Source organism: Paraburkholderia sp. GAS199 (assembly GCF_050436585.1).
In the GTDB taxonomy this organism is placed as follows: domain Bacteria; phylum Pseudomonadota; class Gammaproteobacteria; order Burkholderiales; family Burkholderiaceae; genus Paraburkholderia.
In genome coordinates this window covers 1,127,123-1,147,315 of record NZ_JBNDMM010000003.1, presented here as the reverse complement: position 1 = coordinate 1,147,315, position 20,193 = coordinate 1,127,123, and the positions used below count along the sequence as shown (strand labels likewise).

Annotated in this window: 23 protein-coding genes; 13 read left to right on the top strand and 10 right to left on the bottom strand. The window is 63.8% G+C overall.

Translation table 11 applies throughout. The features are described from left to right. The first annotated feature begins 120 nt into the window (after positions 1 to 120). From P3T18_RS16705 to P3T18_RS16675, 7 genes are all read left to right on the top strand, one after another. On the top strand, positions 121 to 1,035 hold the full coding sequence (locus tag P3T18_RS16705; protein ID WP_429301014.1) for an ABC transporter permease: 915 nt from the start codon (positions 121 to 123) through the stop codon (positions 1,033 to 1,035). Between the two features lie 2 nt (positions 1,036 to 1,037). Continuing rightward, positions 1,038 to 1,943: an ABC transporter permease gene (locus P3T18_RS16700; protein ID WP_429301013.1), complete on the top strand. Its 906-nt coding sequence runs from the start codon at positions 1,038 to 1,040 to the stop codon at positions 1,941 to 1,943. Between the two features lie 158 nt (positions 1,944 to 2,101). Continuing rightward, positions 2,102 to 3,160, top strand: a complete 1,059-nt coding sequence (locus P3T18_RS16695) for an LLM class flavin-dependent oxidoreductase (RefSeq protein WP_429301012.1) — start codon at positions 2,102 to 2,104, stop codon at positions 3,158 to 3,160. A gap of 114 nt (positions 3,161 to 3,274) precedes the next feature. After that, entirely contained in the window at positions 3,275 to 3,796 is a 522-nt protein-coding gene (locus P3T18_RS16690; protein WP_429301011.1) for an SLATT domain-containing protein, read from the top strand. Positions 3,797 to 4,082: 286 nt separating this feature from the next. Continuing rightward, positions 4,083 to 4,853: a DUF4118 domain-containing protein gene (locus P3T18_RS16685; protein WP_429301010.1), complete on the top strand. Its 771-nt coding sequence runs from the start codon at positions 4,083 to 4,085 to the stop codon at positions 4,851 to 4,853. Between the two features lie 3 nt (positions 4,854 to 4,856). After that, positions 4,857 to 5,744 (top strand): alpha/beta hydrolase, encoded by an 888-nt coding sequence (locus P3T18_RS16680; RefSeq protein WP_429301009.1) that lies wholly within the window; start codon positions 4,857 to 4,859, stop codon positions 5,742 to 5,744. Positions 5,745 to 5,770: 26 nt separating this feature from the next. Beyond that, the gene (locus P3T18_RS16675) at positions 5,771 to 6,586 is read left to right on the top strand and encodes a MipA/OmpV family protein (protein WP_429301124.1); all 816 of its coding nucleotides are present in this window, start codon (positions 5,771 to 5,773) and stop codon (positions 6,584 to 6,586) included. Here P3T18_RS16675 and P3T18_RS16670 read toward each other — a convergent pair. After that, positions 6,583 to 7,341 carry a YceH family protein gene (locus P3T18_RS16670; RefSeq protein WP_429301008.1) on the bottom strand — a complete coding sequence of 253 codons (759 nt, stop codon included), beginning with the start codon at positions 7,339 to 7,341 and terminating at the stop codon, positions 6,583 to 6,585. The two genes, P3T18_RS16675 and P3T18_RS16670, sit on opposite strands and share 4 nt — an antisense overlap. 216 nt (positions 7,342 to 7,557) lie before the next feature. On the opposite strand from P3T18_RS16670, the gene P3T18_RS16665 reads away from it, so the two are divergent. Both P3T18_RS16665 and P3T18_RS16660 read left to right on the top strand, forming a co-directional pair. After that, positions 7,558 to 8,130, top strand: coding sequence for a helix-turn-helix domain-containing protein (locus P3T18_RS16665; protein ID WP_429301007.1), 573 nt, complete (start codon positions 7,558 to 7,560; stop codon positions 8,128 to 8,130). Between the two features lie 6 nt (positions 8,131 to 8,136). Continuing rightward, complete coding sequence (locus tag P3T18_RS16660; RefSeq protein ID WP_429301006.1) at positions 8,137 to 8,673, top strand: GNAT family N-acetyltransferase; 537 nt, start codon at positions 8,137 to 8,139, stop codon at positions 8,671 to 8,673. 26 nt (positions 8,674 to 8,699) lie between these two features. Here the strand turns inward: P3T18_RS16660 and P3T18_RS16655 are convergent, their stop codons facing one another. After that, on the bottom strand, positions 8,700 to 9,098 hold the full coding sequence (locus tag P3T18_RS16655) for a PaaI family thioesterase (RefSeq protein WP_429301005.1): 399 nt from the start codon (positions 9,096 to 9,098) through the stop codon (positions 8,700 to 8,702). Between the two features lie 228 nt (positions 9,099 to 9,326). After that, positions 9,327 to 9,959: a LysE family translocator gene (locus P3T18_RS16650; protein ID WP_429301004.1), complete on the bottom strand. Its 633-nt coding sequence runs from the start codon at positions 9,957 to 9,959 to the stop codon at positions 9,327 to 9,329. Between the two features lie 737 nt (positions 9,960 to 10,696). Here P3T18_RS16650 and P3T18_RS16645 point away from each other — a divergent pair. Next, the gene (locus tag P3T18_RS16645) at positions 10,697 to 10,924 is read left to right on the top strand and encodes a BON domain-containing protein (RefSeq protein WP_429301003.1); all 228 of its coding nucleotides are present in this window, start codon (positions 10,697 to 10,699) and stop codon (positions 10,922 to 10,924) included. 2 nt (positions 10,925 to 10,926) lie between these two features. Here the strand turns inward: P3T18_RS16645 and P3T18_RS16640 are convergent, their stop codons facing one another. From P3T18_RS16640 to P3T18_RS16625, 4 genes are all read right to left on the bottom strand, one after another. Further along, a complete protein-coding gene (locus P3T18_RS16640) occupies positions 10,927 to 12,093 on the bottom strand; it encodes an acetate/propionate family kinase (RefSeq protein WP_429301002.1) in 1,167 nt (388 codons plus the stop codon). 12 nt (positions 12,094 to 12,105) lie between these two features. Beyond that, complete coding sequence (locus tag P3T18_RS16635; protein ID WP_429301001.1) at positions 12,106 to 14,499, bottom strand: phosphoketolase family protein; 2,394 nt, start codon at positions 14,497 to 14,499, stop codon at positions 12,106 to 12,108. 470 nt (positions 14,500 to 14,969) lie between these two features. Next, on the bottom strand, positions 14,970 to 15,176 hold the full coding sequence (locus P3T18_RS16630) for a hypothetical protein (RefSeq protein ID WP_429301000.1): 207 nt from the start codon (positions 15,174 to 15,176) through the stop codon (positions 14,970 to 14,972). A 57-nt stretch (positions 15,177 to 15,233) separates the two neighbouring features. Continuing rightward, on the bottom strand, positions 15,234 to 15,356 hold the full coding sequence (locus P3T18_RS16625; RefSeq protein ID WP_429300999.1) for a hypothetical protein: 123 nt from the start codon (positions 15,354 to 15,356) through the stop codon (positions 15,234 to 15,236). Here P3T18_RS16625 and P3T18_RS16620 point away from each other — a divergent pair. From P3T18_RS16620 to P3T18_RS16610, 3 genes are all read left to right on the top strand, one after another. Beyond that, entirely contained in the window at positions 15,355 to 15,564 is a 210-nt protein-coding gene (locus P3T18_RS16620) for a hypothetical protein (RefSeq protein ID WP_429300998.1), read from the top strand. The genes P3T18_RS16625 and P3T18_RS16620 overlap by 2 nt on opposite strands. 119 nt (positions 15,565 to 15,683) lie before the next feature. Next, positions 15,684 to 15,809, top strand: a complete 126-nt coding sequence (locus P3T18_RS16615) for a hypothetical protein (RefSeq protein WP_429300997.1) — start codon at positions 15,684 to 15,686, stop codon at positions 15,807 to 15,809. Positions 15,810 to 15,946: 137 nt separating this feature from the next. Next, complete coding sequence (locus P3T18_RS16610) at positions 15,947 to 16,513, top strand: ankyrin repeat domain-containing protein (protein WP_429300996.1); 567 nt, start codon at positions 15,947 to 15,949, stop codon at positions 16,511 to 16,513. A gap of 130 nt (positions 16,514 to 16,643) precedes the next feature. On the opposite strand, the gene P3T18_RS16605 is transcribed toward P3T18_RS16610, so the two are convergent. The 3 genes from P3T18_RS16605 to P3T18_RS16595 form a co-directional block, all read right to left on the bottom strand. Further along, positions 16,644 to 17,348 (bottom strand): HAD family hydrolase, encoded by a 705-nt coding sequence (locus tag P3T18_RS16605; protein ID WP_429300995.1) that lies wholly within the window; start codon positions 17,346 to 17,348, stop codon positions 16,644 to 16,646. 15 nt (positions 17,349 to 17,363) lie between these two features. Next, complete coding sequence (gene gnd / locus P3T18_RS16600; protein ID WP_429300994.1) at positions 17,364 to 18,428, bottom strand: phosphogluconate dehydrogenase (NAD(+)-dependent, decarboxylating); 1,065 nt, start codon at positions 18,426 to 18,428, stop codon at positions 17,364 to 17,366. Between the two features lie 347 nt (positions 18,429 to 18,775). After that, positions 18,776 to 20,098 carry a sugar efflux transporter gene (locus P3T18_RS16595; protein WP_429300993.1) on the bottom strand — a complete coding sequence of 441 codons (1,323 nt, stop codon included), beginning with the start codon at positions 20,096 to 20,098 and terminating at the stop codon, positions 18,776 to 18,778. Between the last annotated feature and the right edge of the window lie 95 nt (positions 20,099 to 20,193).

Here is a 20,193-nt window from a genome sequence, read left to right as displayed (position 1 = left end):
TGACAGGTTGCCGGCGCAGCGTGTTCTCTGCGCTCCGCATGCATCACGCGCGCCGGCAGCGCCAGCCCCCGTCGCGACGCCGCCTGTGCGTCGCGCAGTATTCGTGACGATATTCCGCCCATGGCAACGATCGATCTTCCTTCGCACACAGAAGCGGCGCCCGCCCGGCATCGGCGCGCGCCCGCCTGGCTGCAGGCCACGCCGCTCTCGCTGACGTTCCTGCTGTTTTTCATCGTGCCGCTTGTCATCACGTTGATCGTCAGCTTCTGGGACTTCAACGAATATCAGATCATCCCGGCCTTCACGCTGAAAAACTACGCGGCGATCTTCAACGGCTGTTCGTCCATGACGGACGTGTGCGTGACGTTCAAGACGTACTGGTCGACGCTGAAGTTCTGCGCGATCGTGTGGACCGTCACGCTGCTGCTGGGTTTTTCGATCGCCTATTTTCTCGCCTTCCATATCCGCACGACCAGCATGCAGACCGTACTGTTCCTCGTCTGCACGATTCCGTTCTGGACCTCGAACGTGATCCGCATGATTTCGTGGATGCCGCTGCTCGGGCGTAACGGTCTCGTGAATCAGGCGCTGCTCGGCGCGCATCTGATCGACCAGCCGCTGGAGTGGCTGCTGTATTCGAATTTTTCCGTCGTGCTCGCCTTCGTGCACCTGTACACCTTCTTCATGATCGTGCCGATCTTCAACGCGATGATGCGCATCGACCGCTCGCTGCTCGAAGCGGCACGCGACGCGGGCGCGAGCGGCTGGCAGGTGATACGCGACGTGGTCCTGCCGCTGTCGAAGACCGGCATCGTGATCGGGTCGATCTTCGTCATCACGATCGTGATGGGCGATTTTCTGACCGTGGGCGTGATGGGCGGCCAGCAGATCGCGTCGGTGGGCAAGATCATTCAGGTGCAGACCGGCTACCTGCAGTTTCCCGCCGCGGCCGCCAACGCCATCATCCTGCTCGCCGTGGTGCTGATGATCGTGTGGGGTTTGACGCGAGTGGTCGACATTCGCAAGGAGCTTTGACCATGCAGACCACTCGACTCAAACATCGCGAGCATCGTCCGGCGAGTTTTTACTGGCTCGCCCTGCTGTTCGGTCTGTTCGTGCTGTTTCTGTACGGACCCGTCATCACGATTTTCATCCTGTCGTTCCAGGGTCCGGAAGGCGGCCTCACGTTTCCGATGCGCGGCGTGTCGCTGCACTGGTTCGCGGCGCTGCGCGACGGCGTGGGCGACGTCGACATCTGGGGCGCGTTCGGGCGTTCGGTGCGGCTCGCGCTCGCCGTCACGGTGTTGACGGTGGTGTTTTCGGTGGCCGCCGGGCTCGCGTTCCGCCGCCGTTTTCGCGGCGATACGGCCGTGTTCTACGTGTCGGTGGCGAGTCTCATCATGCCGTCGATCATCGTGTCGCTCGGCATCGGCCTGACGTTCCGCCTGCTCGATAACGGCGTGAAGTATCTGGCCGCGGCATGGGGCTATCAGTCATTCGCCGACACCTATACCACCTCGATGGGTCTCTTCACCTCGGCACTCGGCGCCCATCTCACGTGGACCTTGCCGTTCGGTCTGCTGGTGATGTTCGCGGTGTTCAACCGTTTCAATCCCGCTTACGAGGAAGCCTCGCGCGACCTGGGCGCCACGCCCTGGCAAAGTTTCCGGCATGTCGTGCTGCCCATCATCGGACCGTCGGTGGTGGGCGTCGCGATGTTCGGCTTCACGCTGTCGTGGGACGAAATCGCGCGCACCTCGCAGGCTATCGGCGACCAGAACACGTTGCCGCTCGAATTGCAGGGGCTCACCACATCCGTCACCACGCCGGTGATCTACGCGCTCGGCACGATGACCACGGTGCTCTCGCTCGCGGTCATGGGCACCTGCCTCGGACTCGTCGGCCTGTTGCGACGCCGACGCGCGGCGGCGGCCCTGGCGTAGCGCAAAAACGCCGGACGCCCGATGCAACGGCACCCGGCCAAAGCTCGATTTCATCGATCGATATAGGCAGAAATTGGAACACACGGGCGGCGCATCGCTCATCATTCGAGGTTCGATGCGCATGCCAATAACGCTTTACGTGTGGAGATTTCCGCTTCATGTCGACTCTGTCACCCCGCTTCGGCGTCTGGGCGCTGGTTCACGGCAGCCGCGCCGCCTTGCAGGACCCCGACGAACCCTACGACGCTTCGTGGGCCCGCAATAAAGCGCTCGTGCTCGAAGCCGAACGGCTGGGCTACGACTCCGTGCTGGTCGCGCAGCACACCGTCAATCCGCACGATCCGGAGCGGGACCAGCTCGAAGCGTGGACCGCCTCGGCCGCGCTCGCGGCGCTGACCGAACGCATCGAGATCATCGCGGCGATCAAGCCTTATCTGTATCACCCGGTCGTGCTCGCGAAGATGGCGCAGCAGATCGAGCACATCAGCGGCGGCCGTTTCGCGCTCAATCTCGTCAATGCATGGAACCGGCCGGAACTGGAACGCGCGGGCATCGGCTTCGCGGAACACGACGCGCGCTATGCATACGGACGCGAATGGATCAGCGTGGTCGACTCGCTTCTGCGCGGTGAACGCACGCGCTTTCACGGCGAGCACTTTCATGTCGACGATTACCTGCTGCGCCCCGCCGATCCGTTTCGCGAGCGTCCACGCATTTACGTGGGCGGCGAATCCGAACCCGCGCGCGGCCTCGTGGCCGACAAGGGCGACGTGTGGTTCATCAACGGCCAGCCTCTGGCCGATGTCGAGGCGCTGATCGCCGACGTCGCGGCGCGCCAGCGGCCCAGCGGGCACGCGCCGCTGCGATTCGGGTTATCGGCCTTCGTGATCGCACGCGAAACCGCCGGGCAAGCCGAGCGTCACCTCGACCATCTTTTCACGCTCGCCGCGAAGGACACGCCGTTGCGCGCCCAGCAGAAAGCCAATACCGACCCGAAGGCCGTGATGTTCCAGACCTTCGCGCAAACGCCGCGCGTCGGCTCGAACGGCGGCACGGCGGCCGGACTGGTGGGCGACTACGACACGGTGGCCGAGCGCATTGCCGCGTTTCATCGTGCGGGCATCGAATTGTTCATGCTGCAATTCCAGCCCTTCGAAGCGGACATGCGCCGCTTCGCGCAGGAAGTGATTCCGCGGGTGCGGCGGCTGCTCGGTTGAGTCATTGTGTGCCGGTACGCGTGTGGATCTGCACGCGCTGACCGCGTGCGGCCTGTGGCAAAGTATCGGCGAGTGCGTACGCAACGTTCGCACACCTGCCCAGCCGACGCACCCATGACGAACCCGACCACCGCCTACGCGCCGCCCGTCGACGAAGACCAGCTTCTGCTCAAATGGATTCGCCGCGCGCGCGAGTCCCAGATGAGCCACTACGACATGGCGGATCTGCTCTCGTCGCGCGACCGCCGCATCGGCTGGCTGGCCACCGCGCTGACGGCCTTCGTCGGCACCGCCGTGTTCGCTTCGCTCAATGAAGCCACGGTGTCGCCCGCCCTGCGGATTTTTGTCGGGCTGGTGAGCGTAACGGCGGCGGTCTCGTCGGCATTGCAAACCTTCCTGCGCTACGCTGAGCGCGCCGAAAAACATCGCGCGGCCGGAGCGCGCTACGGCGCCGTGCGCCGTCGCCTCGAAGCCGTGTTCTCGGGCGACCGCGACGCGCGCGACGGCCACTACCTCACCGCGATTCGCGACGAACTCGACCGCCTCGCGGAAGACTCGCCGAACGTGCCGCCCGAGGTGTTCTACCGCACCCAGCGCACGCTGTCGGGCGAGCGGGAACGCGACGCCGGTGTGTGACCGCTGCGTGATGCGCTGCCGCTACCTGCCTCGAACCGCACCTTAAGCGCCGCTTAAGCCAGCGTCGCGCACAATCTCCCAAACGCGCCCGGACGCATACGTTTGCGCCGTCTGTCGGCAGATTTTTCCGCTCGCCGTTCCAAACCGGCGTTCGTTAACAATTCGCCACGTATTTACATTTTCCCTGGGTTGAGCTTGCGGTGGCTTATGGTATCGTCGGCCCTGCTGATTACCGCTTATTACAAAACGCTCGCTTGGGCACGCATCAAGGCTCCCTCTAAAGATCATGCAAGTCCAAAATGCCCGTCGCTGGGCACCTCGGGGAACGCGCGCCTGGATTACCGCTGCTGCGGCATTGGCGATTGCGGCCGGCGTGCGTCTGCTGCTTCATCCCCTGATCGGCCCGATCATGCCAGGTACGGCGTTCTGTATCGCGGCCTCGCTCATCGAATACTTTTTCGGTCTCGCGCCGGCGCTCGCCGTGATGCTGGTCGGCCTGGGTCTCGCCGACTATCTGTTCGTCCCGCCCTACGCCACCATCGACGTCTTCAATCGCGCCGATGTCATCCTGATCTTCTCGTATCCGATGGTGACGCTGTTCATCATCGTCCTGATCGAGCGGCTGCGGCGCGCGCAATTCCGCGCGGAACTGATCGCGTCGGTTGCGCAGTCGCGGTATGAAATGCTGCTGCGCCACGACAACGAGCGCATGATCGCGCGCCGTGCCGTCGACGAAACGCATCGCCTGCTGCGCCATATCTCGCACCACAACAAGACTTTCGTGTTCATCCAGGCGCTGGAGCGCAACGCACTGCACGCCGCCAACGACAACCCCTTGCCCGGCGGCCTGCCGCGTCTGCCGAACCAGATCGAACCCGGTCCGCGTTTCGCGGACGTCGATCCCGACGATATCCAGCGCCTGAGCAAGGCGCTGCTGCCCGGCAGTCATCGCGCGCGCATCACGGGCAGCGACGGCACGCCCAGGCTGACCGATTGCGTCTGCGAGCGTTTCACGACCCACGCGGGGGATTTTCTCGTGCTGCGGATTGGAGACTGAACCATGGCCCAACCCAGCCAGATTTTCCTGCCCGGCGACGGCCACGCGGTCCTGATGCTGCACGGCCTGTCGAGCTCGCCGCTCGAATTGCGCTATCTCGCGCGCTTTCTGAACGCGGAAGGCTTCACCGCCTGCGCGCCGCTTTTGCCCGGCTACAGCGCGGGCTCCCAGGAAGCGGCCATGGAGGCGTGGCTCGACGCCGCCGTGCGCGAGTACGACGCGCTGGCCGCGCGCTTCGAGCGTGTGTCGATCTGCGGACTGTCGATCGGCGCGGCGCTCGCGCTGGCACTCGCCCATCGGCGGCCGCAAGCGCAGTCGCTCGTGCTGCTCTCCCTGACCCTGTCGTACGACGGCTGGGCGATTCCCTGGTATCGATTCCTGCTCAATCTCGCGTACTACACGCCGCTGCGCAAACGCTGGCGTTATCGCGAGGAAGAGCCGTTCGGCCTACGCAACGAAGCACTGCGTGCGAAAATCGCCCGCGCCATGCAACGCAGCGATTTCAGCGAAGTCGGCCCCTCCACCATTTCCCTGCCCGCCCTGCATGAAGCCAGCCGGCTGGCGGCCAGCGTTCGCACGCTGGTGCGCGACATCACCACGGATTGCCTGATCGTGCATGCCATCGACGACGAAACCTCGAGCCCGCGTAACGCGCGCTTCGTGGCGAGCAATATCGGCGCGGCGTTTTTGCGCACCATCTGGCTGGACGACTCGTATCACATGATCACATCCGACAACGAACGCGAGATCGTGGCGCGCGAAACCGCGCTGTTCCTGCGCGAGAGCGAAGCGGCACGCAGCGCCGACGACGGCGCGCGGCAACCCGTGGTATCGAAAGCGCTGGCGCGCCGGCTCAGGCAGCTCGCCACCCTCGGCAAGGAGCACGCATGATGTTCAGGTGGACGCGAAGCCGGGTCATGAAGACGGCCCGGCCGCCGTTGCTGGTCGTCGCGGGCGCATTGGCCTTGTGCGCGGCACGCGGCGCACATGCCGACGATACCGCTGCAACCGCTGACACGGCCTCGAACACCGCGGCAAGCAGCGAAAGCAAGTGGAAGATCGGCATCGGACCGGGGCTCGTCATCACGCCCAAATATCCGGGCTCGCGTCAGCTGAGCTATATCCCGTTTCCCGCGCTCGACATCTCGTACGACGAGCGGATTTTTTCGCAAGGGCCCGACGTGCTCGGCATCAACGTGCTGCGCGGCCCCGCGTACCACGTGGGCGCCGCACTGAGCTTCGACTTCCAGAGCCGCGACGAATCGGACGATCCGCGTCTGCACGGTCTTGGCGACGTCAAGGGCGGCCCGAAGCTGAAGCTTTTCGCGGACTACACCTGGTGGGCGTTCACCGGCTCGGTGGCGCTGTATCAGGACATTGCCGGCCACCATCAAGGCACGACCGTCATGACCGATCTCGTCGCGTCGGCGCCCGTCGGCGGCTGGCTGTTTTCGGTCGGCCCCGGCTTCACGTGGGCCAACGGCACCTACACGCGCACGTTCTTCGGCGTGTCGCCGCAGCAGAGCGCGGCGTCCGGTCTGCCCACCTACTCGACCAGTTCGGGTATCCGCGACATCCACATGAACGCCGTGGTGAGCTACGACTTTTCGAAGCACTGGAACGGTTCGGTGGCCGCCACCTTCGGGCGGCTCGAACACGACGCGGCGAACAGCCCTATCACTGAAAAGCGCTTCGAACTCAACACGCTGGCTTCGGTGAATTACCGCTTCTAGTCTTCGCGACCGGCTTCGCCTGCTTCGCCCGCAGCGCCGGACTCATCACCGGCTGCCTGCGGCGAAGGCTCGAAGTCGATGCCCAACTCACGCGCCATGCGCGCGACCATCGCCTGCAGCCGCGTCACTTCGCCGGCGAGCCGTTTCTGCTCGGCCCTGATCGCCTCGAACTCCGACAACGGCACGCTCTGCTCCTCGCCGCTTCCCGCTGACGCGAACTCGCTCGCGCTGACCTCGCCGCACAGCAAGTGCATCCAGCGATGCTCGCGTTCGCCCGGCGTACGCGCGAGCTTCACCACACGCGGCGGATCGTTGGCGGCCAGTTCGTCCAGAAACGCCTCTACCGACGAAATGTCCGCGAAACCGTGCAGACGCGCGCTGTTCAGACGCAGCTCCGCCGCGGTCTGCGGGCCGCGCAGAAGCAAGGTGGTTAGCAAGGCGCCGGATTGACTCGGCAGGCCCAGCACGCGGTTCATGTTCTGTTCGAAGCGAGGCACGCGACTGCTGCTGCCTTCGAAAACGAGGCTCAGCCGTTTCAGGCCGTCGATGGCGGTGAGCACTTCGGCCTCGGTTGCGTTCATGACCGGCGCGCGGCCGGTCTTCTGGTTGCAGCCCAGGGTCAACGCGTTCAGTGACAAGGGATAGCTGTCCGGTACGGTGTGCTGTTTTTCGACGAGCACGCCGAGCACGCGTCCTTCGAGCAAGGTCAGCGCGCGGATCGCGGGACGGGAGGAAGCGTCGGTGGTGGTATTCATGGGCGGTTCTTCGATGATGTCGCGGCCGGAGCCGCCAGTCTCGTGTGTGATTGGTGTGGTGTGGGCAAGGTGTGAGAAAGGCTCGCCTTGCCTAATTTGGCCTGACCCGGCACGTTCGGCCGTGGCCTGCCGAGGGTGGACATCATCATAAACGGCGCCGGGCCCAATTTTTGTTTCCTGTTGACCTATTCCCATATTCGGGATAATTTCCCTTTTATGGAAAATCAAATCAACGACGACGACACTATCGACCGTCGCATCGCCCAACGGCTGCGGTCCTTGCGCGCCGAGCGCAACTGGTCGCTCGACGATCTCGCGCGGCTGAGCGGCGTGAGCCGCGCCACGCTTTCGCGCCTCGAAAACGCCGCCGTGAGTCCCACCGCGAGCGTGTTGGGCAAGCTGTGCGTGGCGTACGGCCTGCCGATGTCGCGCCTCATGCGCATGGTCGAAGACGGTTTCGCGCCGCTCGTGACGCGCGACGCGCAGCCGCTGTGGAGCGACCCCAGCGTCGGCTTCCGGCGCCGGTCCGTGTCGCCGCCCGCGCGCGCGCTGAGCGGCGAAGCGCTGGAATGCGAACTCGATGCCAACGTGCGTATCGATTACGACGCCTCGCCGCGTCCCGGCCTCGAACATCATCTGATCCTGCTGGAAGGCAGGCTGCAAATCACCGTGGACGGCGCGGCCCACGACCTGCAACCCGGCGACTGCCTGCGCTATCAGCTCTTCGGTCCGAGCGCCTTCGCGACATTCGCCGACAGCCCGGCCCGCTACCTTCTTTTCATCGTGTGAACCAGCATGAGCCACCTTTCGATCACGACGTTTTCCGCCGACGACCTCGCCCTCCATCTGCGCGAATTCGGCGCCTTGCTGCTCGCCTGCGTTCACGACGGCGCGAGCGTCGGCTTCGTCATGCCGTATAGCGTGGACGACAGCGAGGCGTTCTGGCGCGACAAGGTGCTGCCTTCACTGCGGGACGGCGCACTGGTGCTGTTCGTCGCGCGTCTCGGCGACGCGATTGCCGGCACCGTGCAACTCGATTACGACACCATGCCGAACCAGCGCCATCGCGCCGAGGTGCGCAAGCTGCTCGTCCATCCCGACTTCCGGCGCCAGGGTGTGGCGCGCGCGCTGATGGTGGAACTCGAACGCCGCGCGCATGCTTTGCAGCGCAGTCTGCTCACGCTCGATACGCGTACCGGCGACAAGGCCGAGCCGCTCTATACCGCGCTGGGTTTTCAGACCGCCGGCGTGATTCCGGGTTTTGCGCGCGGCACGCACGACGATAGCCTCGACGCCACCACCATCATGTTCAAGGCGCTGAGCGGGGCTTAGGCGGTTGTGCGCGGGGTGAGTTCGCGTCAGTTCGACCGGGAGTATTTGAAGGTGCCTTGCGCGCTGGCGATCAGCAGCGTGTCGTCGACCCAGGCTTCGCCGCGCGAAAAGAAAATCGAGCGGCCCTGTTTCTCCAGAAAACCTTTGGCGGTGACGACAGCGCCGAGTCCTTTGTCGAGATAGTTCGTGGTGAGCGAGAGCGTGAACGCGTGCCGCGCAGGCTGCCCCGCGGGCGCGAATAGCCCGGCGTAACCGGCGGCCGCATCGAGCAAGGTGGCGATCGCGCCGCCCTGCAATACGCCCTGGCGGTTCAGCTTGCTGGCATCGATCGGCATGCGCAGTTCCGCATAGCCGTCGCGCCATTGCGTCAGGCTCACACCGAGCGATTCGAGAAACGGATTGTCGATGGAGAAACCGGTGGACATGGGCGAGTTTTCCTTGTTCGGGATGCGACTGCGTTTGTGTTTTTGGTTGTGCTTCTTTTGCGTTTTTTTGCGCTTTTTTGCGCTTCTTTTGCGATTCTGTTGTGTTTGCGGCTGTGGTTGTAACCGCAGCTTGTAATCGCGCTTTCCGCCGCGTTCGCTTGAATGGCGGCCGCGGCTTTTCGTGTCGGTTTTTCGTGTCGGTTTTTCGTGTCGGCTTCTCGTGCCGGCTTAGCGCCGCGAATCGAACGCGATCCGCACGGCCAGCCCCGCCAGCACCGTGCCCATCAACCAGCGCTGCACTTGCAGCCACACCGGGCGCCCAGCGAGAAACGCGGCGATCGAACCGGCCATGGCGGCGATCAGCGCATTGATCGTCACGCTGATGACGATCTGCACGCAGCCGAGCGCGATGGATTGCGACAGCACGCTGCCGTGTCCCGGCGAAATGAATTGCGGCAACAGCGACAGATACATCACCGCGATCTTCGGATTCGCGAGGTTCGTGACGAGGCCCATCGTGAAGAGCTTGCGACGGCTGTCGTGCGGCAGGTCACGCACCTGGAACGGCGAACGTCCACCCGGCTTGACGGCTTGCCACGCGAGATAAAGCAGATAGAGCGCGCCGCAAAAACGCAGTGCGTCGTAGGCATACGGCACCGTGAGCAACAACGCCGTGATGCCGAATGCCGCGCAGAACATGTAGAACACGTAGCCCAGCGCCACGCCGCCGAGCGAAACGAGCCCTGCGCGGCGTCCCTGACACAGCGACCGCGAGATCAGATAGATCATGTTCGGACCCGGCGTGAGCACCATGCCGAGGGAGACCAGGCCGAAGGCCAGCAGCGTTGTGATGGTGGGCATGGGGTTTGGGCTCCGCGGTGGTGAGCGGTTGATGGTAGCTGAAGTTGGGAAAGTTTACCTGCGGTTGGCTTTTTTTTGCCTGCGGTGGGGGTGTCTTTGTTTGCCTGCGGCGGTGGTGTCTCTGTTTTTATTGGTTTATTAGCGTTGCCCCTGTGCGGGGCGGCACTTACTTTCTTTGCCGCGGCAAAGAAAGGTAAGCAAAGAAAGCCGCTCACACCGCTAATGCTATTCGTTATCGGTGGCACTTCTTTGCGGCGGTGGCCCCGGAGCGTCCGGCGCGTCGCGCACTCCGCGTGAGTGACAAGGCCGTCATCAGTTCCGGCGGCGCTTCGCGCGCCGAGGGGCACATAAAGGGAAACCGAAGGTTTCCGTTGAGCATCTCGCCGAGGCAAAGCCGACGGCTCCGCTAACGGAAAACGAAGTGAGTGGTTTGTTGAAGTACCGCTCCGGCGCGCGCAGCGTCGCCGGAACGGATGACTGCTGTACCACTACGGAAAACGATCCACGGTCGGCCCTATCGGTCTCCACTCCGTGTCGTTATAAGAGATGCCCGCTTAGGGTTAGCGGTTTGAGCGGCTTTCTTTGCTTACCTTTCTTTGCCGCGGCAAAGAAAGTAAGTGCCGCCCCGCACAGGGGCAACACCAATAAACCACCAAGAAAAAAAAGCACCGCCCGCCAGCAGGCAAAAAAACTCCTAAACTAAAACACCCACCGCCCAATCGAAACACGAAAAAAACATGCACCCCTACTCCGACACCCGCATCGCCACCGAGGCCGCACGGCGTCTCGCCTGGGACGCCGCCATCCCCCGCGACACCATCACCCTGCACGTCGCCCACGGCAACCTCACCCTCAGCGGCGAACTCGCCCGCGACGCGCAACACACGGCCATGCTCGAAGACGTCACCCGCCTGTTCGGCGTGACCCGCGTCACCGACCGCACCACCATCAAAGCGAAAAAGTAAGCTCACCCCGAAGCGCCGCCATCCAGCAAATCCCGGCAATGCCTCGCGATCTGCTTTTCTTCCTCGGTGTGGATCACCCGCACTTTCCCCGCCGGATCGTTCTCGCGTAAGCCAAGAAACGCCAGTCCCTCGCAGATGCGTTTGCGCACCTCGGCGCTGTGTTCGCCGATCCCGCCTGTCAGCACCAGCAGATCGATGCCACCGAGCAACGCGGCATACGCGCCGATCGTTTTTCGCACTGCGCTGGCGAAAACCTCGATGGCGAGCGCGGCATTCGCGTCGCCGGCAGCGGCACGTTTTTCCAGCGCCTGCATATCGCTCTCGCCATCGGAGTAGCCGCTCAGTCCGCTCTCGCGATTCAGCATCGTTTCGAGCGCGGCGGCGTCGAGTTTCTCGACTCGCATGAGATACAGCAACACGCCCGGATCGAGATCGCCGCTGCGTGTGCCCATGGGTACGCCGCCGGTCGGCGTCATGCCCATGGACGTATCGACGGACTTGCCTTCGTGCAGCGCGCACACGCTCGATCCATTGCCCAGATGCGCGAACACCGCGCGCGGCGGCAGGTCCGCGCCGAGTCGCCGTACGATCGATTCGTACGACAGCCCATGAAAGCCATAACGGATCACGCCGGCCTCCACGTAGCGGCGCGGCAGCGGCAATTGCGCGGCACGCGGCGGCAGCGTGGCGTGAAAGGCGGTGTCGAAGCAGGCGAAATGCGGGACGTCGCCGAAAATCTTCATGGCCTCGTCGATCAGTGCGAGCGCCGGCGGAATATGCAAGGGCGCAAAGTGCACCGCCTCGCGCAGACTCTGCAAAACCTCCGGCGTCAAACGCTGATGCGCGCGCAGATGCGGCCCGCCATGCACGACACGGTGTCCCACCGCCGCCGGCTGCGCGTAGTGCCGCTCGTCGAGCAATTGCGAGAGCTTCTTCAACGCGTCGGTTTGCGACTCCAGCACATGATCCTGCTTCACCAGCACCTGCCCGTCGGGCGAGCCGATGCGCAAGCTGCCGTCGGGCCGCCCGATGCCTTGCGCGCTGCCTTCGAGCAGCAGCGTTTCGTCGCCATCCACCTGCGTAAAAATGCCGAATTTCAACGACGACGAACCGCTGTTCAACACGAGTATCGTCGGCGTCTGCCCGGCCGTTGGGCTATCTGTCTGCATGGCGCGCCTCGCTCAAGCCTTCCACGTCCAGTTGCGGATTTCTTCCTTGTCGATCCCTTCGGTATACGCGTAATCGAGATGCTCGATGATCTGCCCGCGCAGCCATTCCTTCGTATGATCGCCGACCCCGCGTAAAGACGGCACGCGGTCGATCACGTCGATTGCGAGCGAAAAGCGGTCCACCTGATTGATGATCGCGAGTTCGAGCGGCGTGTTGATGTTGCCTTTCTCGTGGTATCCGTGAACGTGCAGATTATCGTGATTGGTACGGTTGTACGTGAGTTTATGGACCAGCGAAGCGTACGAGTGGAAGTTGAAAATCACCGGCTTGCTAGTGGTGAACAGCGAATCGAAATCGCGATCCGACAGTCCGTGCGGATGCTCGTGCTCGGGCATCAGACGGAACAGATCGACCACGTTGACGAAGCGGATCTTCAGGTCCGGAAAACGTTCCTTGAGAATCTGGACCGCCGCCAGCGCTTCCATGGTCGGAATGTCGCCGGCGCAGCCGATCACCACATCGGGCTCGACGCCCTGATCGGTCGACGCCCAGTCCCAGATGCCGATGCCTTTGGTGCAATGCGTGACCGCCGACTCCATGTCGAGGTACTGCAAATGCGGCTGCTTGTCGGCGACGATCACGTTGACGTAATCGCGCGACCGCAGGCAGTGGTCGCCGACACTGAGCAGGCAGTTCGCGTCCGGCGGCAGATAAATACGCACGACGTCCGGGCTTTTGTTGGTCACCACGTCGAGAAAGCCGGGGTCCTGGTGAGTGAAGCCGTTGTGATCCTGACGCCATACGAGCGACGTAATCAGCAGATTGACGGACGGCACCGGTTGCCGCCAGCCGAGATCGCGCTTGGCTTTTTCGAGCCATTTGGCGTGCTGGTTGAACATCGAATCGATCACGTGGACGAACGCCTCGTAACTCGCGAACAGCCCGTGGCGGCCAGTCAGCACGTAGCCTTCGAACCAGCCTTCGAGCGTGTGCTCGCTGAGCATTTCCATCACGCGACCGTCCACGGAAAGCTCGCCGCCGTCGGCATCGCTGGGTTCGGTTTGCGCGAGCCACGTTTTCTCCGACGCTTCGTAAATGGCCGTGAGCTTGTTGCTGGCGGTTTCGTCGGGTCCGAACACGCGGAAGTTCGTCATGTTCCGGCGCATCACGTCGCGTAAAAACGTGCCGAGCACGTCGGTGGGCGACGTGTACGAGGCCGCCGGTTTTTTTACGGCCACTGCATAGTCCTGGAAGCGCGGCATGTCGAGCGTCTTGCACAGCAGACCGCCGTTCGCGTGCGGATTCGCGCTGATGCGGCGTGCGCCCTGCGGCGCGAGTTCGCGCAACTCTTCCACGAGCCGCCCGCTCTGATCGAACAGCGACTCGGGCTCGTAACTGCGCAACCAGCTCTCCACCAGCTTAAGACTCTTGCTATTCGTGACGGGGTCGAGCACCGGCACCTGATGCGCGCGCCACGAACCTTCCACCTTGTGGCCGTCCACTTCCTTCGGCCCGGTCCAGCCCTTCGGCGAGCGCAGCACGATCATCGGCCAGCGCGGCCGCGTCGCGTCGTTGTTGGCGCGCGCATGTTGCTGGATGCCGCGAATTTCATTGATGCATTGTTCGAGCGTGGCGGCCATCTGCTGATGCATGACTTCCGGATCGTCGCCTTCGACGAAATACGGCCGGTGACCGTAGCCGGTCAGCAATGCTTCGAGTTCTTCGCGCGGAATGCGCGCGAGGATGGTCGGGTTGGCGATCTTGTAGCCGTTCAGATGCAGCACCGGCAGCACGGCGCCGTCGCGAATCGGATTGAGGAATTTGTTCGAATGCCAGGACGTGGCGAGCGGGCCGGTTTCCGCTTCGCCGTCGCCGATCATCACGGTGACGATCAGGTCGGGATTGTCGAACGCGGCACCGTAGCCGTGCGAGAGGCTGTAACCGAGTTCGCCGCCCTCGTGAATGGAACCGGGCGTCTCGGGCGTGCAATGCGAACCGATGCCGCCGGGAAACGAGAACTGACGGAAAAAGCGCCGCATGCCGGCTTCGTCTTCGCTGCGGTCCGGGTAGATTTCCGAGTAGTGCCCTTCGAGATAGCAGTGCGCGAGCGATGCCGGCGCACCGTGGCCGGGACCGGCCAGATAGATCATGTTCAGATCGTGCAGCTTGATGAGCCGGTCCAGATGCACCAGCAAAAAGCTTTGACCCGGGTCCGATCCCCAATGCCCGAGCAGACGGTTCTTGATGTGTTCGGTCTTGAGCGGTTCGCGCAGCAAAGGATTGTCACGCAGATAGATCATGCCGGCCGACAGATAATTGCAGGCGCGCCAGTAGCGATCCATCTTGCGCAAGGTGTCGGCATCCAGTGTGGTGGGCGGGGTCGAACGTGAAGCTGCTTCGGCCATGGCGTCACTCCTCGAAAAGGACTGTCAGGCTGGTTGGCGGGTGGTGCAGCGAAGTCTTGCGGTGGTCAGGGCGAATACGGGTAATGCGTGTGCCGTCAGCGCGAAAAATGCGGCTTTGCGCTGTGCTGTCATGCGTGTGACACGAGGCGGGTTTAGGCACGGCGCGCGCGGCTTTCGACATACGGTGTCGGTCGTCAGCAGTGTGACAAAGTGGCCGCCGCATGGTTCGAGGCAATCGTACAACGCTTGATCTGGATGCGGGTGGCAAGTTGCCGCAATCGCGCCAGTGGCTTCGTCACGCATGCGTGGCGCGGGTGACGAATGGCGCGCTTGGCGCGAATGGCTCGGACAGTCGAGCGGCGCGTTCTTACGCGCCCTGCCCTTTGACGTTACTGCGAAGATTGAAAACCGGGCGGACACCTTCCGCAGTTAGCGATGCCTGGGTCATGTCATTGGGCGCGAATTTTGGCTTACTCCATCGCCTTGTCGTCGCCATGCGGCGGACGATAACGCCACTTACCCGCGCTCGGGTCGTTGCGGGCGTCGTCCTGTATGCGCTGTTCTGCGCGCTCGTCGTCGGCGCGACGGAGTTCCGCGCGCCGGTCGCGCACGGCTGCAGGCGTGTCCGCATGACGCGGTTGCGACGGCAGTGCCCGCACAGAAGTTGATCGATTCATGGCTATTCCCTTTATTGCACCGGCGAGTGTCGATGCTTCACGATGGAAGTTGAAAAATCAGCGCTTTTTACCCGACCAGCGCGGGTCCGGTCGGCGTGTGAAACGGTATTGGCGCAGATAAAACGAGGCTGCGACGAGGGCCGTCACGCCGCCTACGATGCCCCAGATTGCGGATGTCATGATTGTCCTTGTCTCCGTTCGTTATTTTTCCCAGGCGCGCGGCACGATGCAGTTCGCGTTGCGCGAGGCGACACTGGCCCATCATGCGCCTAATCGGCCGCTGCGTCTGTTTTGCTTTGGGCACCAGCGGGCGGCGACCAGCTGCAACGCCCGGCTCGCGCGGCAACCCATGCCGTTCCCCACGACCTGTTCGCGCAAATACGATTAAGCTATGGCGGCTGCGTGCGCGATCGCGGACCGCATCGGCCAGTCTTGCCCTGCTTCAGCCTGCTCTACATGCTTTACTTGCTTCATCACTAACCAAACCAACAGGAACGAACGGCCACCATGTCCTCCCCCAGCCGCCTCAAGGCGCTCATCGTCCTTCTTCTGTCGTTCGTCTTGCTGTTCGTCGGCCTCGCGGTCACGATCGGCGTGTTCGGGTTGCTGGTCAAACTGTTCGGCTCGCTCTGACGCTTGAGCCGTCGTGATCCCGGCGCACGCCGGCAGCGGGCACGCGCCGTGCAGCGCGTGTATCCTGACCAATGTCGAACGCACCGCGCAGGCGGCGCAGCCCGCGGCCTATTACAAGGAGGTGCAAGGAAATGACCATGAAAGACCCCGCTGACGCATCCCAGGCTGCTGGAAAGCCAGACGCCTCGCAGATCGACCCGGAACTGCTCGAACTAGCGCAACAGGTCTTCGATCTCGCCCGGACCGGCGACGCCACCATGCTGGCCGCCGTGATCGAAAAAGGCGTACCGCCCAATCTGCGCAACGACAAGGGCGACAGCCTCGTCATGCTTGCGAGTTATCACGGTCACGCGGATGCCGTGCGCACCCTGCTCGAACTCGGCGCCGATCCCGACCTGCGCAACGACAATGGGCAGACGCCGATTGCGGGCGCGGCATTCAAGGGCTTCGACACCGTGATCGAAACGCTGCTCGCGCATGGTGCCAACGTGGAAGGCGCGTCGCCGGACGGCCGCACGGCCCTGATGATCGCGGCGATGTTCAACCGCACGGCGATCGTCGACCTGTTGATCGAACACGGCGCAGATCCGGCCGCGCGAGATGCGAGCGGCGTCACCGCACTGGACGCCGCCGCGAGGATGGGTGCCGGCGACACCGCCGCCCGCCTGAAAACGCTGGCAGGTGGAATCAGCGACGGTGGCTGAAATCGCAGCGAACGCGGCGGCGGGAGTCGGGCGCGGTTTCTAATGCCGTTGCAAAGAGGGCTTCAAGCGCGGCGGCAAGCGCGCCATCCACACGCGCCGCCGCAAACAGCCAACGAGCCAACGCGCCGCCTCAGGCGCCGCCGCTCAAACCTTGATTGAGCAGCAGATCCACGTCGATCTCCGCAAGCTCGCCAATCCGCTCGACGGTGATATCCGACGGTGGATTGGCGGCGATCTCTTTCGGATCGAAAGCGTAGTGCCCCTGGCGCGGAAAAACGGTCGTGAGGTTTTCGCCCCACGCCTTTTTCATGGCCGTCAGAATGCGCAGCTTGTCGTCCACCATGACGTAATGCCGCGCCGGGTAGCATTCCTTGACCTGATCGAGCATCAGTTCCTTGTGGATGTAGATCAGCACCCGGCCGCCGACCTCTTCCCACAAGCCCGAACGGGAAATCTTGCGCGGCTGGAACACCACGTCGCCGTCGGAGAGGATGACGGTGGGACCGCGCTTGCCCAGATGCCGCAGCGTATCCAGCGCGCCGGGATAAAGCCGGTTCGCGAACGGATAGTCGATCAGGAAGGCCGAGATGGTCAGCAGGTTCGTGTCGCGCGGATGCTCGTGACGGTAACGCTGCAGTGCGCCGAGGTAGTCGGCGTAACCCAGTTCGCCGCGTAACTGCTCGAAAATTTCCCAGTAACGCGCGCTGTTTTCCGCGCCGAACTTCTGCAGCATGTGCGCGCGCAGATCTTCCAGCACATGGTCGTTGTCCAGCAAGGTGTTGTCGCAGTCGAACAGGAAGACGACTTCGTGAGGTGCTGCCTTCGTGGCATCCATGGCGGTTCCCATACGTTAGCTTTTCGGCCCGGCCGATCCGCCTGCCGCGTTCGGACCCGCAACCAGCGTGGCCGCTTTCTCGACGTGTCCGCCGAAGTCATGCCGCATGGCGGACAACACGCGGTTGGCGAAATCCGCCTCGCCGCGCGAGCTGAAGCGCGCAAACAGCGCCGCGCTCAGCACCGGCGTGGGCACGCCTTCGTCGATGGCCGCCGCGATCGTCCAGCGCCCTTCGCCGGAATCCGACACGCGTCCGGCGTAGTTCGCCAGATCGGCGTCGTTGACCAGCGAACCCGCGATCAGGTCGAGCAGCCACGAGCCGATCACGCTGCCGCGCCGCCACACCTCGGCCACTTCCGCGAGATTCAGATCGTATTGATAGAGTTCCGGGCGACGCAGCGGCGACGTTTCGGCGTCCACTTCGCGGGCATGCTTGCCGGCGTCCGCGTGATGCAAGATGTTCAGACCTTCCGCGTAGGCGGCCATGATGCCGTACTCGATTCCGTTGTGGACCATCTTCACGAAATGGCCCGCGCCGTGCGGGCCGCAGTGCAGAAAGCCCTGGTCGGCCGTGCCGGCATCCGCGGCGCGGCCCGGCGTGGCGGGCGCCGCACCGGCGCCCGGCGCCAGCGTCGAGAAAATCGGCTGCAGCCGCTGCACGACTTCCGGCTCGCCGCCGATCATCAGGCAATAACCGCGCTCACGGCCGGCCACGCCACCGCTCGTGCCGACGTCCACGTAATGCAGTTGCAGCTTCGCGAGATCGGCGCTGCGGCGGATGTCGTCGTGATAATAGGAGTTGCCGCCGTCGATCACGATGTCACCGGGCTCGAGCAGGGGCACGAGTTTCTCCAGCGTGGCGTCCACCACCGCGGCCGGCACCATCAGCCAGATGGCGCGCGGCTTGTCGAGTTGCGCGACCAGGTCTTCGAGCGACGCGGCACCCGCGACGCCCTCCTGTTTCAGCTTCTCCACCGCTGCCGGCTGCACGTCGAAAGCGATGCAATGCTGACCGCCCTTTGTCAGACGCCGCACCATGTCGGCACCCATGCGTCCCAATCCAATCATGCCTAGCTGCATATCTCGCTCCGGAAATTGCGTCGATGCGCTGATCGATTCTGTTCGTTGTACTTCGGCAATGCGCGTTCACTTTAGCGGCCGCCGCTCGTGTCCGTCGGACACACGGTAGCAGCGTATTGCTCGCTTTGCAGTGGAACGGACATCATGACGCGCAGCGTCGTCCCTCACAGCGACGATACGCTCTATTGCAGAGGTTTTGCAGCGCCGGAAGTTCCGCGCCGACGCCGAAACCCGGCAACAGATCACACTTGCGCGACGGGAAACCGCGTTGACTGACACTCCGCTTACATCGACGGCATGTCGGCCGTTGCGAACGGACGTGCATTCACAGGCATGCGCTGATGCGCTCAACGCGCCCTGGTCCGCAAGCGCGTATAACGTTCGATCGCGAAGCGCCGCACCGCACGCCACATCAACGGATAACGATAACCCGGCACGGCGAACAGGACCAGCGCGCACAAGGCCAGCAGTCCGCAGAACAGGAACGTGCCGCGATAGCTGAAGGCTTGCACCAGCAAACCCGACAACACGCCGGAAAGAATCGAGCCGACCCGCGCCGCGTTGAAAAAGAGCGCGGTGGCGCGTCCGGGCGACGCCGGCATCAGGTCCTGCACATAGGTCATGCCGAGGCAGGACGTGACGGCGACCACGAACGCGTTGAGCATCTGCATCGGGATCAGCACGTGCACACCGCCCGCCATCGACATCGCCACGAAATACACGGCGTGCACCGCCGCGCAGGCCGCGAGCCAGTTCGGCTTGTGCAGCGTCGACGACTTCGCGCCGAGCGCGAGCATCATCGGAATCTCGGTCAGTGCGCCGAGCCCGAGCATGACCGACACGTCCAGATGTGTGCCGTTCAGGCCGTGCACGATGTAAAGCGGCAGCACGATCATGGTGGCGTTGGCGGCCAGGCCGAGCAGCGTGAGCGCGGCCACCGCGCGACGGATGTCGTTGGGCGAGGCGACGCCGGGCAGGTCTTCGTGCGCGTCTTCGCCGGGCGCCGTGAGCGGCGGCACGGTGATCGACGCCGACGGCTCCGACGCGGTGTCTTCCACGGTGTGATCGCCGAGATGGCCTTGCGGCTCGCGCATGCGCCAGACGATGGTGGCGCACGCGCCGAAGCTCGCCGCGGCAAACAGGAACAGCCCGTAGAAGCTCGTGCCCGCGAGCACCAGCGCGCCCACCGACGGACCGAACACCCACGCCGCCGAGAGGATCGTGCGCAAGGTGGCGCTGGCGAAGGCGCGCTCCGCCGGGTCCGGCACCGGCAACGCCGCGCGGCTGAACGAAAACACCATCGAAATGGCCGAGCCGCCCGCACCGATAAAGACGATGCCGACCACCAGCAGCAAGCGGTAATCACGCACCACGCATAAAGACAGATAGCCGAGCGCGGTGGCGATGAGCGCCGCGAGCAGCAAGGGACGATGCCGCCCGCTGCGGTCGCTCCAGCGTCCGGCGAAGGTGCTGGCAAGCACGCCGCTGGCCGCGATCAACGTCATGAAGACACCCAGCCTGAACGGCGTCATGCCGGCGCGTTCGACGCCGAACAGCGACAGATACGGAGCGGTGAAGGACATGGCCACGCCGAGCATGAGGGTGGCGGCGGCCAGCGGCTTGAAGCCGGGAATGCGTAACAGGTCGAAAAAACGCGAAGTTTTCAACACGGGTGGCGGTGGGTCAGGGAGAGCGGGCCCGCGCGACGCTGCCGCGTCGCCGGGCTTCGTAGCCAGAGTGACCGGGGCATTATCGGCCTAGCTTG

Excerpts from the sequence above, each read along its gene's own strand:
- P3T18_RS16705 (WP_429301014.1), top strand. The coding sequence starts at position 121 with ATGGCAACGATCGATCTTCCTTCGCACACAGAAGCGGCGCCCGCCCGG.
- P3T18_RS16700 (WP_429301013.1), top strand. The coding sequence starts at position 1,038 with ATGCAGACCACTCGACTCAAACATCGCGAGCATCGTCCGGCGAGTTTT.
- P3T18_RS16695 (WP_429301012.1), top strand. The coding sequence starts at position 2,102 with ATGTCGACTCTGTCACCCCGCTTCGGCGTCTGGGCGCTGGTTCACGGC.
- P3T18_RS16690 (WP_429301011.1), top strand. The coding sequence starts at position 3,275 with ATGACGAACCCGACCACCGCCTACGCGCCGCCCGTCGACGAAGACCAG.
- P3T18_RS16685 (WP_429301010.1), top strand. The coding sequence starts at position 4,083 with ATGCAAGTCCAAAATGCCCGTCGCTGGGCACCTCGGGGAACGCGCGCC.
- P3T18_RS16680 (WP_429301009.1), top strand. The coding sequence starts at position 4,857 with ATGGCCCAACCCAGCCAGATTTTCCTGCCCGGCGACGGCCACGCGGTC.
- P3T18_RS16675 (WP_429301124.1), top strand. The coding sequence starts at position 5,771 with ATGAAGACGGCCCGGCCGCCGTTGCTGGTCGTCGCGGGCGCATTGGCC.
- P3T18_RS16670 (WP_429301008.1), bottom strand. The coding sequence starts at position 7,341 with ATGAATACCACCACCGACGCTTCCTCCCGTCCCGCGATCCGCGCGCTG.
- P3T18_RS16665 (WP_429301007.1), top strand. The coding sequence starts at position 7,558 with ATGGAAAATCAAATCAACGACGACGACACTATCGACCGTCGCATCGCC.
- P3T18_RS16660 (WP_429301006.1), top strand. The coding sequence starts at position 8,137 with ATGAGCCACCTTTCGATCACGACGTTTTCCGCCGACGACCTCGCCCTC.
- P3T18_RS16655 (WP_429301005.1), bottom strand. The coding sequence starts at position 9,098 with ATGTCCACCGGTTTCTCCATCGACAATCCGTTTCTCGAATCGCTCGGT.
- P3T18_RS16650 (WP_429301004.1), bottom strand. The coding sequence starts at position 9,959 with ATGCCCACCATCACAACGCTGCTGGCCTTCGGCCTGGTCTCCCTCGGC.
- P3T18_RS16645 (WP_429301003.1), top strand. The coding sequence starts at position 10,697 with ATGCACCCCTACTCCGACACCCGCATCGCCACCGAGGCCGCACGGCGT.
- P3T18_RS16640 (WP_429301002.1), bottom strand. The coding sequence starts at position 12,093 with ATGCAGACAGATAGCCCAACGGCCGGGCAGACGCCGACGATACTCGTG.
- P3T18_RS16635 (WP_429301001.1), bottom strand. The coding sequence starts at position 14,499 with ATGGCCGAAGCAGCTTCACGTTCGACCCCGCCCACCACACTGGATGCC.
- P3T18_RS16630 (WP_429301000.1), bottom strand. The coding sequence starts at position 15,176 with ATGAATCGATCAACTTCTGTGCGGGCACTGCCGTCGCAACCGCGTCAT.
- P3T18_RS16620 (WP_429300998.1), top strand. The coding sequence starts at position 15,355 with ATGATTGTCCTTGTCTCCGTTCGTTATTTTTCCCAGGCGCGCGGCACG.
- P3T18_RS16625 (WP_429300999.1), bottom strand. The coding sequence starts at position 15,356 with ATGACATCCGCAATCTGGGGCATCGTAGGCGGCGTGACGGCCCTCGTC.
- P3T18_RS16615 (WP_429300997.1), top strand. The coding sequence starts at position 15,684 with ATGTCCTCCCCCAGCCGCCTCAAGGCGCTCATCGTCCTTCTTCTGTCG.
- P3T18_RS16610 (WP_429300996.1), top strand. The coding sequence starts at position 15,947 with ATGAAAGACCCCGCTGACGCATCCCAGGCTGCTGGAAAGCCAGACGCC.
- P3T18_RS16605 (WP_429300995.1), bottom strand. The coding sequence starts at position 17,348 with ATGGATGCCACGAAGGCAGCACCTCACGAAGTCGTCTTCCTGTTCGAC.
- gnd (WP_429300994.1), bottom strand. The coding sequence starts at position 18,428 with ATGCAGCTAGGCATGATTGGATTGGGACGCATGGGTGCCGACATGGTG.